Genomic DNA, 14,786 nt, shown 5'->3' with positions numbered 1-14,786 from the left:
GGGAGGTGTCTAACCCAACGCCGTCGCCGTTTCCACCCCTTTAGACCTCGATATTTTCCAGACGTACCGGCAAGCTGCGGATACGCTGGCCGGTGGCGTGATAGATCGCGTTGCAGATCGCGGCATTGGTGCCGACATTGGCAAGCTCGCCGAGCCCCTTTGCGCCCACCGGGTTGATGTGATCGTCCTGCTCGGAGAGCATGATGACCTCGACGCCGGGCACATCGGCATTCACGGGCACGAGGTAGTCGGCAAGATTGTCGTTGACGTACCGCGCATTGCGCTCGTCGATCTCGGTGGCTTCCAGCAACGCCGAAGACATGCCCCAGATCAGTCCGCCCATCAGTTGGCTGCGGGCGGTGCGTGGATTCATGATCCTGCCTGCCGCAAATGCGCCGACAAGCCGGGGGCAACGGATTTCGTGCGTGAAGCGGTTGACGCGGACCTCGACGAACTCGGCGCCGAAGGCATAGGCGATCTTGTCCTTCATTTGGTGACCGCCGACGAACCGAGGCTGCCCGGCATGCAAGGCCCTGAACGAGTCGAGCGGTGCGCCTTCCGGCTTCCACTCGCCATATTCCTCGACCACGCCGACACCGAGCGCATCGAACGCCTTCTCGATGTCGAGCGGACGGTCGCCCTTCGCCGCCCGGGTCGACGGTGCCGGGCTGATGCCGACAGTCTCCTTGGCCTTGTCGGCGATGCTGTCGCTCGGCATTACCGCCTTGAACAGGCGCTGCCGGATCTGATCGCACACCATCATCACCACGGAGCAGGTGCTGGCTGTCGAGTTGGAGCCGCCGGCAACCGGCGCGGGCGGCAGGTCGCTGTCGCCCAGGAAGACCGCGACCTTCTCCAGCGGCACGCCGAGCCGCTCGGCCGCAGTCTGGGCGATGACTGTATAAGCACCGGTGCCGATCTCGTGACCGGCGACCTCGACACGGGTGCGGCCATCGCGCTGGAGGCGAACGCGGGCGGCTGACGGCGCCATCTGCGTCGGATAGCAGGTGGCGGCACAGCCGTAGCCGAGCAACCAATCCCCGTCGGACATCGATCTTGCCTGCGGCGACCGCTGCGACCAGCCGAACGCCTTGGCGGCTTCGTCGAAGCACGCCATCAGCGACCGCGACGTGTAGGGCTTGCCGCCAATGGGTTCGGTAGTGGTGTCGTTGATGCGACGAAGTTCGACCGGATCCATGTTGAGCTTCACGGCGAGTTCGTCCATCGCGCTTTCCAGCGCGAACAGATAGGGCACTTCCGGCGGCGAGCGCATGAAACCCGGCGTGTTACGGTCTGCGCGCACGATCGACACCAGACTTTCGATGTTAGGGCACGCATAGAGTCGCGTCGTGGTCTTGGTGCCGCCGACGCAATAGGCGTCGGGCCGCGAGGAGATTTCAGCCCCCTCATGCCTCAAAGCGACCAGCTTGCCATCCCGGCTCGCACCGAGCTTGATCTCGTGCCGCGTCTCGGCGCGGTACGTCGCGATGGTAAAGCCCTGTTCGCGGGTCGGGACCAGCTTGATCGGGCGGTTGAGGCGTTTGGCAATGCCGGCGATGATGGCAGTGCGCGGCGTCATCGAGCCGCGCGAACCAAAACCGCCGCCGACATAGGGATTGACCACGCGCACCTTGTCGGCGTCGATGCCGAGTTGCTCGGCCACGCCGTTCTTCAGGCCATAGACATACTGACTGCCCTCGTAGACGACGAGATTGTCGCCCATCCAGGCGCAACTGGTCGTGAACAGCTCCATCGGATTGTGGTGCTGTGTCGGCGTGTCGTAGGACGCGGTGAGCTTGACCTCGGCCGCCTCGAAGGCCTTGGCGAAGTCGCCGACCACGGGATCTTCCTTGAACTGCGCGTTCTGTCCCTTTGCGGCTGCCGTCGTAGTACCCGCCGATTCGAAGCTCGCACTCGGCGCCGTCGCCGTATAGCTGACCTTGACGCGACTGGCGGCCTCGCGCGCCGCCTCATAGCTCTCCGCGATGACCGCAGCGATGATCTGGCCGTCATGCGCGATCTCGGCCGACTTCAGCGGCTGGATCGTGGTGCCGGCATAGCCGCCATTGCTGAACAGTTTCGCTTCCTTCAGCTTCGGGGCGTTCTCGTGCGTGATGATGTCTATCACGCCGCGGACCCCTCTAGCGTCGTCGAGATCGAAGCGGTCGATGCGGCCCTTGGCGATAGCGCTGGTGACCAGGAACGCATAGGCCGGATTGTCCAGCGGCATGTCGGAGGCGTAGGTCGCCCGCCCCGTGACCTTTGCGGTCGCATCGTAGCGCGGCACGGGCTGCCCCATATTCGCCTTGGGCTCGGGAGCTGCAGCGGTCATGGTCAGATCTCCATCGTTACGGCCTGCTGAAGCGCGCGTGCCACCACACGCCTGCCGAGCCCGATCTTGAAGCTGTTGTGCCGACGGCCACGGGCGTCCGCAAAGGCGGCATCGGCCACACGCTGTGCCAGCGCTTCGTCGAACTTCTCTCCTTTCAAGAGCGCCTCCGCCTCGCGCGCCCGCCACGGCACGGTGGCGACACCGCCGAGCGCGACGCGCGCGTCCCTGATCGTGCCATCCTGCACGTCGAGGGCGACCGCAGCCGAGGACAGCGCGAATTCGTAGGATTGCCGGTCGCGCGCCTTGAGATACACCGAGCGGGGCCACCGGCCCTGGATCGAGAAGGCGGAGATCAGCTCCGCGGGCTGAAGCGTGGTCTCGATCTCGGGCGTGCTGCTCGGTGCCTTGTGCAGCTGCGCGAACGGCATGCTGCGCGTGCCGGCCTTGCCCGTGATCTCGACCACGGCATCAAGCGCGATCAGCGCCTGCGCGAAATCGCCGGGATAGGTCGCGATGCACTGGTCGGAGGTACCGAGCACCGCATGCATCCGATTGACGCCGTCCATTGCGGCACAGCCGGAACCGGGATTGCGCTTGTTGCAATTCTCATAGGAGACATCGCGGAAGTAACTGCAACGCGTCCGCTGCATCACATTGCCACCCAGCGTCGCCATGTTGCGCAGCTGGGCGCTGGCGGCGAGCCTCAGCGAATCCGCGATCACCGGATAGCTGCGCTGGATCTCGGCATGCGCGGCCACGTCGGACATCTTTGCGAGCGCGCCGAGCCGCAGGGCTTCGCTGCCTGGCTCGATCGCCGACCAGGCGTGAGCCAGCGGGTTGATATCGACGACCGCAGCGGGCCGCATCACGTCGAGCTTCATCAAATCGATCAGCGTGGTGCCGCCGGCGAGCGGCTGCGCGGTCGCCTTCGTCAGCGGATTGTTGGCAGCTGCGGCGGCGCTGAGCGCGCGCACGGCCATGTCGGGGTCTGATGCTCTCTGATACGAAAACGATCGCATGCGCCTAGCCTTTCATGATCTCGGGCGCGGCCTGCTTCACGGCAGCGACGATGTTGGGATAGGCGGCGCAGCGGCAGATGTTGCCGCTCATATATTCGCGGATGTCAGCCTCGTTTCCCGCGTGTCCCTCCTTCACGCAGGCCACGGCAGACATGATCTGGCCAGGCGTGCAGTAGCCGCACTGGAACGCGTCGTTGTCGATGAACGCCTGCTGCATTGGATGCAGGCGGTCGTCGGTGGCGAGGCCCTCGATCGTCGTGATCTCCTGCCCTTCGGCTGCGAGCGCCAGCGTCAGGCACGACACCACGCGCCGGTCATCGATCAGCACCGTGCAGGCGCCGCACTGACCGTGGTCGCAGCCCTTTTTGCTACCAGTGAGTTTGAGATGTTCACGCAGCGCATCGAGCACCGTGGTGCGCGCGTCGATGCGCAGACGCTTGTCCTTGCCGTTCACGCGCAGCGTGACCTCAACCGGAAGCGACGGATCCTGCGCGACAGGCTCATTCGCATCTTGCGCAACCGCACGCGCCGTCATCGGAACCAGCGCACTTCCGGCGGCACCGGCCATGAAGGCCCGGCGATCGAATGTCGATGTTCTGGAACTGGACTTGTCGGACATGGGCCGGCCTCCGCCGCTATCTGCAAGAGCAGCGCACGCCTGCACTGCTCATCGCCCCTTAACTTGGAGCAATGAGTGCAGTTCCGAATGACAAAGGGCGGCGCAGCAAATGCCGCGCCGCCCTTCGTCAACTTTTCCTGATCTTGCGCGCGGAACCCGCGCGAACTCAATAGCCGAGGGCGCAGCCATCCTTGCGCGGATCGGAGCCGCCGGTGAGCGTGCCCTTGTCCCAGTCGATCCAGACTGCCTGGGCGCCACCGAGCGGGCCAACCACGCTGGTGGTCTTGTGGCCGAGCTTCTTCAAGCCTTCGACGATCGCAGCCGGCACGCTGTCCTCGAGTTGATATTGGCCCTCGTAATGCAGGCCGCGCGGCATGTCGATCGCCTCCTGCACGTCGCAGCCGTAGTCGAGGATGTTGGTCAAGACATGGGTCTGGCCGGTCGGCTGATACTGGCCGCCCATCACCGCGAACGGCATCACGGAGCGTCCACCCTTGGTCAGCAGGCTCGGCATGATCGTATGCAACGGACGCTTGCCGCCTTCGATGCAGTTGGGGTGACCCGGCTGGATGCGGAAGCCGCCGGCGCGATTCTGGAACAAGACGCCGGTCTTGTTCGACACGATGGCGGATCCAAAGGAGTGCGCGATCGAGTTGATGAACGAGCAGACGTTGCGGTCCTTGTCCACGACCGTGATGTAGATGGTCGAGGGGTTCATCGGCGGGGCGACATTCGGCAGGTCGAGCATGCCGTCCATGCGGATCTTGGCGATGTGCTCGTCGCAGAACTCCTTGGCGAGGATCTTGGCGACTTCGGTTTGCATATGGTCGGGATCGGCGACATGCACCTCGCGGTGCATGTAGGCGATGCGCGCGGCCTCGGCTTCGAGATGGAAGCGCTCGATGCTGAGCGGCGCGTATTTTGTCAGATCGAACCGCGACAGGATATTGAGCATCAGCAGCATGGTGAGGCCCGGTCCGTTCGGCGGGCACTGCCAGACGTCATAACCCTTGTACATGGTGCCGATCGGCGTCGTCACCTCTGTGGTATGCGCGGCGAAATCGTCAAGCGTGTGCAGGCCGCCGATTCCCCTGAGGGTCTCGACCATGTCTTCCGCGACCGGCCCCTTGTAGAAGGCGTCGCGGCCGTCCTTGGCGATCGCGCGCAGGGTCTTGCCGAGTTCGGCCTGGCGAATGACGTCGCCGGCCACCGGCGGCTTGCCGCCCGGCAGCAGGTAGCGCACGGTGTTGGTACCATTCTTCAGCTTCTCGAACTGGTTCTTCCAGTCGAAGGCGATGCGCGGCGCGACGACGTAGCCTTCCTCGGCCGCCTTGATCGCGGGCTGAAGCAGCCGGTCGAAGCCGAACTTGCCGTGGTCGCGCAGAACCGTCGCGAAGGCATCGATCACGCCTGGGATCGAGACCGCGTGCGCCGAGGTCAGCGGCACCGAGTTGATCTTGCGCTCGAGATACCAGTCGGCGTTGGCAGCCTTGGGCGCACGGCCGGAGCCGTTATAGGCGATGATCTTGCCCTCGCCGCGCGGCTGGATCAGCGCAAAACAGTCCCCGCCGATGCCGGTCGATTGCGGCTCGATCACGCCGAGCAGGGCAGAGGCGGCAACGGCCGCATCCACCGCCGTGCCGCCATCGCGCAGCACCTCGATCGCCGCGAGCGAGGCTTGCGGATGCGAGGTCGCGACCATCGCGTTGGTGGCGTGGACCGTGGACCTGCCCGGGAAATGGAAGTTTCTCATCGAATTTCTTGCTCTCTTGGTCGTGGGCGCGGGTGGCGCGCCATCTCGAAAACCGCGTCTACATGGCACATTCCGGCCCAGCGGGGCAATGCTGGCATACCAGGAAAATGGCTGCCATCCGCTCGACGTATGGAGTTTTCGACGCTAGCGGCCTTGCGGGTTTTCCGGATGGCTGCCGCCTGCTAAACGAGCCGCCATGTCCGATCCGAATTCGGCGACCAAGGTCGCGGCCTTCTATCAATTCGTCGCCCTCCCCGATTACCGCGAGCTGCGCGAGCCGCTGCGCGCCTTCTGCGCTGGCCTTAAGCTGAGGGGCAGCGTGCTGCTGGCGCAGGAGGGCATCAACGGCACTGTCGCCGGTGCGCCGGAGGCGATCGATGCCTTCGCCCACGAACTGCCACACGGCGACATGTTCGGCGGCAGGCTCAACAAGCTCGAGTTGAAATTCTCGACCGCCGAGGCGATGCCGTTCGGCCGGCTCAAGGTGCGGCTGAAGAAGGAGATCGTCACGCTCGGTGACGAGACTGCCGATCCGACCCGCCAGGTCGGCACCTATGTCGATGCCACCGAGTGGAACGCGCTGATTGCGAAGCCCGACACGCTGCTGCTCGACACCCGCAACGCCTTCGAAGTGGCCATGGGGACGTTCGAGGGCGCGGTCGACCCCGGCATCAAGAGCTTTGGCCAGTTCAAGGACTTTGCCGCGATTGAGCTTGATCCGGCCAAACACCGCAGGATTGCGATGTTCTGCACCGGCGGCATTCGCTGCGAGAAGGCGAGCGCGCATCTGCTCGCGCGCGGCTTTGCAGAGGTCTATCACCTCAAAGGCGGCATTCTCAAATATCTCGAGGAGGTGCCGGAGGCTGAGAGCCGCTGGCGCGGCGAATGCTTCGTGTTCGACGAGCGCGTGGCGCTCGGCCACGGTTTGCGGGAACGGGACAAGGACGCGGGCACGTGACGAATGAGATCAAGACGCTGAGCGAGCGCATCGACACGCTGGAGACGCGCATTGCCTACCAGGACGACACGATCGAGACGTTGAACCAGACCATCACCGCGCAGTGGAAGCAGATCGACACGCTGATGCGGCAGATCGCGCAGCTCAATGAGCGGCTGCAGGAGGCCGAGGCAAATGCGCCGGGGCCCGCCAACGAACGTCCGCCGCATTATTGATCGGTCTTACTCGCCGGACGCCTTGGGCAGCAGGTTCATGACCTCGCCGGACATTACCAGGCGGTCGCGGCCTGCGTCCTTGGCGGCGTAGAGCGCCCGGTCGGCAGCTTCGACCAGCGAGGCCACACCCGCCGTGCGCTCCAGCACCGGCCGGCAGGTCGCACCGCCGACCGAGGCGGTGACGCATCCAGCCGCCAGATTGCTGCCATGAACGAGGCCGGCCTCGCGAATGGCGCTGCGGATCCGCTCGCCGACCCGGGCGCAGCCGGCGGCGTCGATGTTCGGCAGCAGCACGGCGAACTCCTCGCCGCCATAGCGTGCCGCCAGATCGCCGGCGCGCTGCGTTTCGGCCGCGATGATCTTTGCGATCCGGCGCAGGCAGGCATCGCCCGCGGGATGGCCGTATTCATCGTTGTATGCCTTGAAGTGGTCCACATCGATCATCAGCAGAGCAAGGCTGGAGCGGTCGCGATAGGCCCGCGCCCATTCCTCCTTCAGCCCTTCGTCGAAGCGGCGACGATTGGCGAGGCCGGTGAGGCTGTCCTCGATTGCAAGTGTTTCGAGCCTGGTTTCCAGCTTCTTGTGCTCGGTGATGTCGCGGGAGATCGCGACCACGCCGTCGATGCGGCCATTGTCGTTGCGCGTCACCTGCATGGTCGATTCGAGCCAGATTTCGCCGTTCTGCCGGTGCGAGTTGCGGTAGATGAGACGCGCCTCCTCCTTCTCACCACGCTTCATGGCGTCGACGATCGCCTGGACCTCCGGCAGATCCTCCGGATTGATGCCCGCAAGAGCCGGCGTGCCGATCAGCTGATTGGGGCGCCAGCCGACGACGCGAACCGACGAGGGCGAGACATAGCGCAGCCGCTCGTCGAGCCCGATGCGCGTCACCATGTCGCTGGAGCCTTCGGCGAGCAGGCGGAAATGCGCCTCCTTCTCCGCCAGCGCGACGGCCATGCGCTGGCCGCGCTGCAACTGCCGCACCAGCACGCCGCCGATGACCGCGATCAGCATCACCAGCGCGAGCACGTAGAGCATGCGGGAGATTGCCGTGGCACGCCAGGGCGCGAGCAGCTCGTCCTTGTCGACCGTGGCGACCAGGAGAAGCGGAAAGCGGCTGCTGCGATTGAAGAAGCTGACACGTTCGGCGCCGTCCACCGGCGATTTGAAGTGATAGGTGCCGCTCGGCCGCTGCAGGCTCGGCTCGCGGAAGAAAGGCGTGTCGGCGACGCTGCGTCCGACGAATTTCTCGTTGCCGGGATTGTGCGCGAGGATCATGCCTTCGCGATGCGTCAGTGTCACGGAGCTGTTGCGACCGATCTCGAACTGCTCGTAGAAATGCGACAGATATCTGGAGCTGATGGTCGCGAGCACCACGCCGCCGAAGCTGCCGTCCTGGTTGTTGAAACGGCGTGACAGTGGGACGACCCATTCGCCATCGAGCAGGCTCTTCACGGGACGGCCGACATAGGCCTCACGCTTCGGCGAGAGCTGGTGATGTCGGAAGAACGCATCATCGCTGAGGGTCGAGCCGACCGTACCGGGCGAGGTCAGCCAGTTGCCCTGATCGTCAATGATGTCGAAGCTGTGGATGCGCGCGATCGCCTTCTTGCGCACGTCCAGCAGGGTGCCGAGCTTGGCTATCGTGGCCGGTCCAGTGCCATCCATCTCCAACCGGCTGACCACGCCGACGACGCCGGAATCCAGGAGATCGAGGCTGTCCTCGGCATGCTGTGTCAGCGAACGGGCGACGTTCGCCATTTCGGTCTCGGCGCCCCGGACCACCGCGTCGCGCGCGGCCCATTCGCGCCAGCCACTGACGGCGAGAATGGTCGCACAGGTCAGCACGACGAACGCCGCCGCGCGCAGCGGCAGGCGGCTCCATCCGGCTCGGTGGGTAACAGCGCTCATGCGGCAGAGTTCTCCGATGTCGAGGAACCTCTGCCGTTTCTATTAGTGAACTCTGAAATCGCTACTCCAATACGCAGCGATCTGTCGCTTTCCAGTAGTCCTACGGACGCCGCGATCAGCGCGTCGCTAACAAGGTATTAGCAAGCCGATCGGAATCCGGCGCCGAGTTCCGCTAGCTGAAGATGGCCTTGACCTTGTCCCAGAGCGAAGGATGATCGGCATCCGCATCGGCCTTCGAGGGCGTCGGTTGCGCGGCACTCACGGGATCGGAAGCCGGGAACGTATCCTTCAGCCCGGCGTCGAGCTTGGCGTTGCGGTCGGCAGCGAGCGCCTCGCGCAGGTCTTCGGCGTGCTTGTCGTGCGGCGCGGGATTGAATGTCTCAGCCATGATCTCCTCCATTGGCTGATCAACGCGGTCCGATTGCACAGGTTCCCCTGTTCCGCTGAGGGCCGCGGCGGTGTATCAGGAGCGGTAACCCTCTTCAGGACCATTCGTGCCCCAGTCTGCAAGAAAGCCTTTCATCGACGTGCTCTCCGGCCAGCGCCAGACCATCCCGCCTGTGTGGATGATGCGGCAGGCCGGGCGTTACCTTCCGGAATATCGCGAGGTGCGCGCCAAGGCAGGCGGCTTCCTCGATCTCTGCTTCAACCCGGAGCTTGCCGCCGAGGTGACGCTGCAACCGATCCGCAGGTTCGGCTTCGATGCGGCGATCATCTTCTCCGACATTCTGGTGATCCCCTCTGCGCTCGGACGTGAGGTGCGGTTCGAGGTCGGCGAGGGCCCGCGGCTCGAGCCGCTGGACGATCCGGCCAAGGTGGCGACGCTGGCGCCGCGCGCAGATTTCGGCAAGCTCGAGCCGGTGTTCGAGGCGCTCAAGATCGTGCGCGGCGCGCTCGACCCCAAGGTCGCGCTGATCGGCTTCTGCGGCGCCCCCTGGACGGTCGCGACCTACATGGTCGCGGGGCACGGCACGCCGGACCAGGCACCGGCCCGGATGATGGCATACCGCCATCCTGAAGCTTTCTCAGGGATCATCGACGTACTGGTCGACAGCTCGATCGAGTATCTGTTGGCACAGCTCGCCGCCGGTGCCGACGCGCTACAGATCTTCGACACCTGGGCCGGCGTGCTGCCGCCTGCCGAGTTCGCGCGCTGGTCGACCGAGCCGACGCGGCGCATCGTGGAGGGCGTAAGGGCCAAGGTGCCGGACGCGAAAATCATCGGTTTCCCGCGCGGCGCCGGGGCGCTGCTGCCCGGCTATGTCGAGGCAACCCGCGTCAACGCGGTCAGCATCGACTGGACCGCAGAGCCGGCCTTCATTCGCGAGCGGGTGCAGAGCAAGGTTGCGGTGCAGGGCAATCTCGATCCGCTGGTGCTGATCACGGGCGGCGCCGCGCTCGACCGCGCGGTCGACAACGTGCTGGCCAATTTTGCTGCCGGGCGGCTGATCTTCAACCTCGGCCACGGCATCCAGCCGGAAACGCCGATCGCCCATGTCGAGCAGATGATCAGGCGGGTGCGGGGCTGATTTTTCCGCCTCTTAGGCGGGCGGATACAAAAAGTGCGAAAACAACCCATGCACAGTACAAATCATTGGAGAATTTCGCACGGCGCAGCTTTAGGTCCGGAAGCGACGAGATTTGACCCGTCGGGCAAAACAGGGGCATAATGGCATCATCGCCACTGACCCGTTTTGAGAAGGACCAGCGTGCCAAGCGGCCTGCTGGAGCGGGTGCGACGGCGCTTCCTCACCACACCCGTCATTGCGAGCGCAGCGAAGCAATCTAGAGTCTTTCCGCGGGTAGCAGTCTGGATTGCTCCGCTGCGCTCGCAATGCCGACGTCGGCAGCCGAAAGCGCCTTAGCGCGGCCGGCTGCGCTCGATGATCTCCGCCGCACCCTTCGCCAGCAGGTCCAATCCGACCGCGCGGCCGAGCTCGCGCGGACGGTTGGCGGGCCCGGTGCGCGAGGCTTCGATGATGGTGTTGCCGGAGAGGTCGAGCACCGAGGCAGTGAGCGACATCTGATCGCCCGTGATGGTCGAGAAGCCCGCGACCGGCGAATTGCAGTGACCATTGAGCACCCACAGCACCTCCCGCTCGGCGTCGGCGGAAGCGTGCGCAGAGGCGTCGTCGATCGACGACAGGATCTGTCGCGTCTGCCAATCCTGCGCGGCGCATTCGACCGCGACGATGCCCTGCCCTGCCGCCGGCAGCATCTCCGCTGCGGAGAATTCGTAGGCGATGCGATGAGAAAGGCCAACGCGATCGAGGCCCGAGCGCGCCATGATCAGCGCATCCGCAGGTCCCACCTCGCCACCATCGGGCAAACGTTGCTTCGTCCTGTTGTCGAGCTTTCGCACACGCGTGTCAGCGGCGCCGCGGAAGTGGATGACCTCGACATCGGGAAACAGCCGCCGCGCATAGGCTGCGCGCCGCACGGCGTTGGTTCCGATCTTGAAGCCCCGGCCACGCACTTGCCGAAACGTCTCCAGCGTCACGCCGTCGCGCAGCACCAGCGCATCGCTGGGCGGATCGCGCGACAGCGTGGCGCCGATGACGAGGCCGGGCGTATCCTCGTTGCCGGGCATATCCTTCAGCGAATGCATCGCCGCCTGGAGCTCGCCCGACAGCACGGCAGCGCGGATCTGCGCCACGAAGGCGCCGCCCTTGCCGCCGTGCGGCAAGAGCTTGCTGGTCTGGTCGAGATCGCCCGTGGTGTCGAACTTGACGATTTCGACATCGAGACCGGGCACGGCGGCGGTCAGGCGGCGCGCAATCTCTTCCGTCTGTGCCAGCGCCATCGCGCTCTTGCGTGTGCCGATCCTCAGTCGCGTAGCCAAGTCCAAATCCTTTCAAACTGCGAATTAACGCGCATCCTCCAATATCATGTCGGAGGCCTTTTCGGCGATCATGATGATCGGCGCGTTGGTGTTCCCCGAGACGAGGTCCGGCATGATCGAGCCGTCGACGACGCGAAGGCCGTCGAGCCCCCTCACCTTCAGCCGCTGATCGACTACCGCGAGCGCGTCGTTGCCCATACGACAGGTCGAGGTCGGATGATAGATGGTGCTGCCGCGCTCCCGGCAATAATCCAGTATCTCCGCGTCGGTTGATACCTCCGCGCCGGGGTCGTGCTCGCTGACCACGAACGGTTTCAGCGCCGGTGCGTTCAATATCTTGCGCAGCATCTTAATGCCCTCGACATTGGTGGTGCGGTCGGTCTCGGTCGACATGTAGTTGATGCGGATCTCCGGCGGCACGGTCGGGTCGGCGCTCTTGATGCGCAGGCTACCGCGGCTCTCGGGCCGGAGCTGGCACACTGACGCCGTGAAGCCGGAGAAATCGTGCAGCTTCTCGCCCATCTTATCGGTCGAGAACGGCAGGAAATGGACCTGGATGTCGGGCGAAGCCAGCCGCGGGCTGGTCTTGAAGAACGCGCCCGCCGTGCCGGCCGCAATCGTCAGCCAGCCCTTGCGGAACAGCGCATAGCGTGCGCCGGCCATGGTGCGGCGAAGCGGATGATTGATGGTGTCGTTGAGCGTGATCTTCTGCGAGCAGCGCATGACGATGCGGACCTGCATGTGATCCTGCAGATCATGGCCCACGCCGGCAGCATCGAGCACCACCTCGATGCCATGCTTGCGCAGGAGATCGCTGGGCCCGACGCCTGAGAGCTGAAGCAGCTGCGGCGAGTTGTAGGCGCCGCTCGACACGACGACTTCCCGCCGCGCGCGGGCGCGGCGCAAGGTGGCGCCTTGCCGGTATTCGACGCCTGCGGCTCGGCGCCCTTCGAACAGGATGCGCTGAGCGTGGGCGGAGGTCTCGATCTTCAGATTGCTACGCGTCCTGGCGGGTCCGAGATAGGCCACCGCCGTGGAGGCGCGCCGGCCGTTGCGCGTCGTGGTCTGGAACAGGCCGACGCCTTCCTGGGTCGCGCCGTTGAAATCAGGATTGTAGGGCAGACCGCTCTCGACCGCGGCGTCGATGAAGGCTTTCGACAGCGGATCGGTCACGATCATGTTGGACACCGGCAGCGGACCGCCCGTGCCGTGATACTGATCCGCACCGCGCGATTGGTTCTCGGCCTTCTTGAAATAGGGCAGCACGTCGTCATAGCCCCAGCCGGTGTTGCCGAGCTGGCGCCAGCGGTCGTAGTCCTCGTGCTGGCCGCGAACATAGAGCAGGCCGTTGATCGAGCTCGATCCGCCCAGTGTCTTGCCGCGCGGCTGGAAGACCTGGCGGCCCTTCAGTTCCGGCTCCGGCTCGGTCTGGTACATCCAGTTAACCGTCTTCTCCTTGAACAGCTTGCCGTAGCCGAGCGGCACGTGGATCCAGATGTTGGAATCCTTCGGGCCGGCCTCGAGCAGCAGCACGCTGTGCTTGCCGTTTGCGGAAAGCCTGTTGGCAAGCACGCAGCCGGCGGAGCCGGCGCCGACGATGACGTAATCGAATTCGGGATCGGACGGCGCGAGGGAGGGATTTGCGTTCATGCGCTACTGTTCTTCTTGTTGGTGTGGGCGTTTCCGTCGTTCACTTAGCACAGTCATTCGCGCACGCGCAGCGCCTCGACCAGCGACTTGAACGCACGGGCGTATTCCGCGCCTGCCCTTGCGATGTCGGCCCGTACGGCGCAGGCGACCGCGGCCTCCGTGACTGCGCCGAGCAGCAGCCGTGCCAGCGGCTCGACCGGCTGGCGGGCGATCAGGCCGGCCTCCATGGCCGCCGCAATCGCGCGCGGCAGCTTTCCGCCGAAATGCCTGGCGTCGATCTCGCGCCAGCGTTCCCAGCCGAGCACGGCGGGACCGTCGCGTAAAATGATCTGGCCGGTCGGGCCCTTCGCGGTCGCGGTAAAGTAATGCTGGGTGCCGGCAACCATCGCGGCGAGCACGTCCTTCTCGGCCCGTGCCGTGCGATCGATCTCGACAACGAGATCGCGCGAGACCTGGTCGAACACGGCTTCGAACACCGCCTCCTTGGTCTTGAAGTGATGATAGACGGCGCCCTTGGCGACGGAAGCGCCTTCCGCGATCTCGTCCATGGTGGTGGCGGCGGCAAAGCCTTGCGTCCCGAACAAGCGGCGCGCCGCCGTCAGGATCGCTTCGGTTGTCGCAGCGCGCCGCTCCGCCTGTCTCGCCATGAATCCCGTCTAACCGAATTCACGGGAGGCGGCCAGTTGACTTTTCGACCACGGGTCGGTATTTACCGACTATGAGTCGGTTATATTGTGAGATGTGCCATGCCCAGCCGTGACATCGTCGAAGCATTCGCCAGACGTCTGGAGGATGGGGACTTCGTCGGCGCGATCGAACAGTTCTATACGCCTGATGCCGCGACTTACGAGAACAACGCCGCCCCGACGGTCGGGCGCGACAAGCTCGTCGCCAAGGAGCGCGGCGTGCTGGCGGCGTCCAAAGAGGTCAAGGCCGTCCGCGTCGGACCGAGCCTGATCGAAGGTGACCATGTCGCGACGCGCTGGACCTTCAGCTTCACCAATGCCGAAGGCGTCACACGGACGCTGGACGAGATCGCGTGGCAGACCTGGCGGGGCGACAAGCTAGTCGAGGAGCGCTTCTATTACGATCCGAAGCAGCTCGGACGCTGACCAGTGCACGGACATAAGGGCGCAGAAGTCAGCCGCGACGCCTGGGCGAAGGGCCTAGCATCGGCGACAGCTTACCGCCGACTCCAGAGCGGCTTCCCCCATCCGCGCTGATTTATGCGGCACGCTCCTTGCCTGACCGTTCATCTGCCTGTCCGTCGACGGACGTGGCGGTTTCCTCCAGCCGTTTGTCGTAGCTGCTCGCGAACCTCTCAATACTATCCGCCCACATCCTGAGCACTGAGATCTGAAAGTGCATGATTGGCTTCAACGCGTTGATGCCGATTGCTGTCGCCGCGGCAATGCTCCCTCGGGTATCGCGCGCGAAACGATCTGCGCTGGCGGTTTTGTCTGCCATGTCTTTCGCTCCTTGTTAGG

General features: G+C 64.8%; 14 protein-coding genes. 4 read left to right on the top strand and 10 right to left on the bottom strand.

Annotated elements, in window-relative coordinates; genetic code table 11:
- Nucleotides 1-40: 40 nt before the first annotated feature.
- From ABIG06_RS20930 to ggt, 4 genes are all read right to left on the bottom strand, one after another.
- The gene (locus tag ABIG06_RS20930) at nucleotides 41-2,332 is read right to left on the bottom strand and encodes a xanthine dehydrogenase family protein molybdopterin-binding subunit (RefSeq protein WP_370138457.1); all 2,292 of its coding nucleotides are present in this window, start codon (nucleotides 2,330-2,332) and stop codon (nucleotides 41-43) included.
- A 2-nt stretch (nucleotides 2,333-2,334) separates the two neighbouring features.
- Nucleotides 2,335-3,351: an FAD binding domain-containing protein gene (locus ABIG06_RS20925; protein ID WP_370138456.1), complete on the bottom strand. Its 1,017-nt coding sequence runs from the start codon at nucleotides 3,349-3,351 to the stop codon at nucleotides 2,335-2,337.
- A 4-nt stretch (nucleotides 3,352-3,355) separates the two neighbouring features.
- Nucleotides 3,356-3,919, bottom strand: coding sequence for a (2Fe-2S)-binding protein (locus ABIG06_RS20920; protein WP_424578382.1), 564 nt, complete (start codon nucleotides 3,917-3,919; stop codon nucleotides 3,356-3,358).
- 217 nt (nucleotides 3,920-4,136) lie between these two features.
- Nucleotides 4,137-5,723, bottom strand: a complete 1,587-nt coding sequence (gene ggt / locus ABIG06_RS20915) for a gamma-glutamyltransferase (protein ID WP_370138454.1) — start codon at nucleotides 5,721-5,723, stop codon at nucleotides 4,137-4,139.
- A gap of 196 nt (nucleotides 5,724-5,919) precedes the next feature.
- Between ggt and ABIG06_RS20910 the strand changes: the two genes are divergently transcribed.
- On the top strand, nucleotides 5,920-6,681 hold the full coding sequence (locus ABIG06_RS20910; protein ID WP_370138452.1) for a rhodanese-related sulfurtransferase: 762 nt from the start codon (nucleotides 5,920-5,922) through the stop codon (nucleotides 6,679-6,681).
- A complete protein-coding gene (locus ABIG06_RS20905) occupies nucleotides 6,678-6,896 on the top strand; it encodes a SlyX family protein (protein ID WP_370138451.1) in 219 nt (72 codons plus the stop codon). The genes ABIG06_RS20910 and ABIG06_RS20905 overlap by 4 nt, the downstream gene beginning before the upstream one ends.
- Before the next feature lie 6 nt (nucleotides 6,897-6,902).
- Here ABIG06_RS20905 and ABIG06_RS20900 read toward each other — a convergent pair whose 3' ends face one another.
- Together ABIG06_RS20900 and ABIG06_RS20895 are read right to left on the bottom strand one after the other, a co-directional pair.
- Nucleotides 6,903-8,807, bottom strand: a complete 1,905-nt coding sequence (locus ABIG06_RS20900) for a diguanylate cyclase (RefSeq protein WP_370138449.1) — start codon at nucleotides 8,805-8,807, stop codon at nucleotides 6,903-6,905.
- Between the two features lie 172 nt (nucleotides 8,808-8,979).
- A complete protein-coding gene (locus tag ABIG06_RS20895; protein WP_199752473.1) occupies nucleotides 8,980-9,195 on the bottom strand; it encodes a hypothetical protein in 216 nt (71 codons plus the stop codon).
- Nucleotides 9,196-9,301: 106 nt separating this feature from the next.
- On the opposite strand from ABIG06_RS20895, the gene hemE reads away from it, so the two are divergent.
- On the top strand, nucleotides 9,302-10,336 hold the full coding sequence (gene hemE / locus ABIG06_RS20890) for a uroporphyrinogen decarboxylase (protein ID WP_370138448.1): 1,035 nt from the start codon (nucleotides 9,302-9,304) through the stop codon (nucleotides 10,334-10,336).
- Nucleotides 10,337-10,668: 332 nt separating this feature from the next.
- On the opposite strand, the gene hemC is transcribed toward hemE, so the two are convergent.
- From hemC to ABIG06_RS20875, 3 genes are read right to left on the bottom strand one after another with little or no spacing between them, the layout of a single operon-like run.
- Complete coding sequence (gene hemC, locus ABIG06_RS20885; RefSeq protein ID WP_370138447.1) at nucleotides 10,669-11,649, bottom strand: hydroxymethylbilane synthase; 981 nt, start codon at nucleotides 11,647-11,649, stop codon at nucleotides 10,669-10,671.
- A 24-nt stretch (nucleotides 11,650-11,673) separates the two neighbouring features.
- The gene (locus ABIG06_RS20880) at nucleotides 11,674-13,299 is read right to left on the bottom strand and encodes a GMC family oxidoreductase (protein WP_370138446.1); all 1,626 of its coding nucleotides are present in this window, start codon (nucleotides 13,297-13,299) and stop codon (nucleotides 11,674-11,676) included.
- A 53-nt stretch (nucleotides 13,300-13,352) separates the two neighbouring features.
- Nucleotides 13,353-13,946 carry a TetR/AcrR family transcriptional regulator gene (locus ABIG06_RS20875; protein ID WP_424578381.1) on the bottom strand — a complete coding sequence of 198 codons (594 nt, stop codon included), beginning with the start codon at nucleotides 13,944-13,946 and terminating at the stop codon, nucleotides 13,353-13,355.
- A gap of 99 nt (nucleotides 13,947-14,045) precedes the next feature.
- On the opposite strand from ABIG06_RS20875, the gene ABIG06_RS20870 reads away from it, so the two are divergent.
- Nucleotides 14,046-14,411, top strand: coding sequence for a nuclear transport factor 2 family protein (locus ABIG06_RS20870; RefSeq protein WP_124163835.1), 366 nt, complete (start codon nucleotides 14,046-14,048; stop codon nucleotides 14,409-14,411).
- Between the two features lie 112 nt (nucleotides 14,412-14,523).
- Here the strand turns inward: ABIG06_RS20870 and ABIG06_RS20865 are convergent, their stop codons facing one another.
- Nucleotides 14,524-14,766 carry a hypothetical protein gene (locus ABIG06_RS20865; RefSeq protein WP_124163834.1) on the bottom strand — a complete coding sequence of 81 codons (243 nt, stop codon included), beginning with the start codon at nucleotides 14,764-14,766 and terminating at the stop codon, nucleotides 14,524-14,526.
- Nucleotides 14,767-14,786: the final 20 nt, after the last annotated feature.

The organism is Bradyrhizobium sp. USDA 326, assembly GCF_049739485.1.
Classification (GTDB): Bacteria; Pseudomonadota; Alphaproteobacteria; order Rhizobiales; family Xanthobacteraceae; genus Bradyrhizobium.
Note: the sequence above shows the minus strand (reverse complement) of the source record. Positions and strands in the feature narration are given on the sequence as shown.

Coding starts and splice junctions, on each gene's coding strand:
- ABIG06_RS20930 (WP_370138457.1), bottom strand. CDS start 2,332: ATGACCGCTGCAGCTCCCGAGCCCAAGGCGAATATGGGGCAGCCCGTG.
- ABIG06_RS20925 (WP_370138456.1), bottom strand. CDS start 3,351: ATGCGATCGTTTTCGTATCAGAGAGCATCAGACCCCGACATGGCCGTG.
- ABIG06_RS20920 (WP_424578382.1), bottom strand. CDS start 3,919: ATGGCCGGTGCCGCCGGAAGTGCGCTGGTTCCGATGACGGCGCGTGCG.
- ggt (WP_370138454.1), bottom strand. CDS start 5,723: ATGAGAAACTTCCATTTCCCGGGCAGGTCCACGGTCCACGCCACCAAC.
- ABIG06_RS20910 (WP_370138452.1), top strand. CDS start 5,920: ATGTCCGATCCGAATTCGGCGACCAAGGTCGCGGCCTTCTATCAATTC.
- ABIG06_RS20900 (WP_370138449.1), bottom strand. CDS start 8,807: ATGAGCGCTGTTACCCACCGAGCCGGATGGAGCCGCCTGCCGCTGCGC.
- ABIG06_RS20895 (WP_199752473.1), bottom strand. CDS start 9,195: ATGGCTGAGACATTCAATCCCGCGCCGCACGACAAGCACGCCGAAGAC.
- ABIG06_RS20880 (WP_370138446.1), bottom strand. CDS start 13,299: ATGAACGCAAATCCCTCCCTCGCGCCGTCCGATCCCGAATTCGATTAC.
- ABIG06_RS20875 (WP_424578381.1), bottom strand. CDS start 13,946: ATGGCGAGACAGGCGGAGCGGCGCGCTGCGACAACCGAAGCGATCCTG.
- ABIG06_RS20870 (WP_124163835.1), top strand. CDS start 14,046: ATGCCCAGCCGTGACATCGTCGAAGCATTCGCCAGACGTCTGGAGGAT.
- ABIG06_RS20865 (WP_124163834.1), bottom strand. CDS start 14,766: ATGGCAGACAAAACCGCCAGCGCAGATCGTTTCGCGCGCGATACCCGA.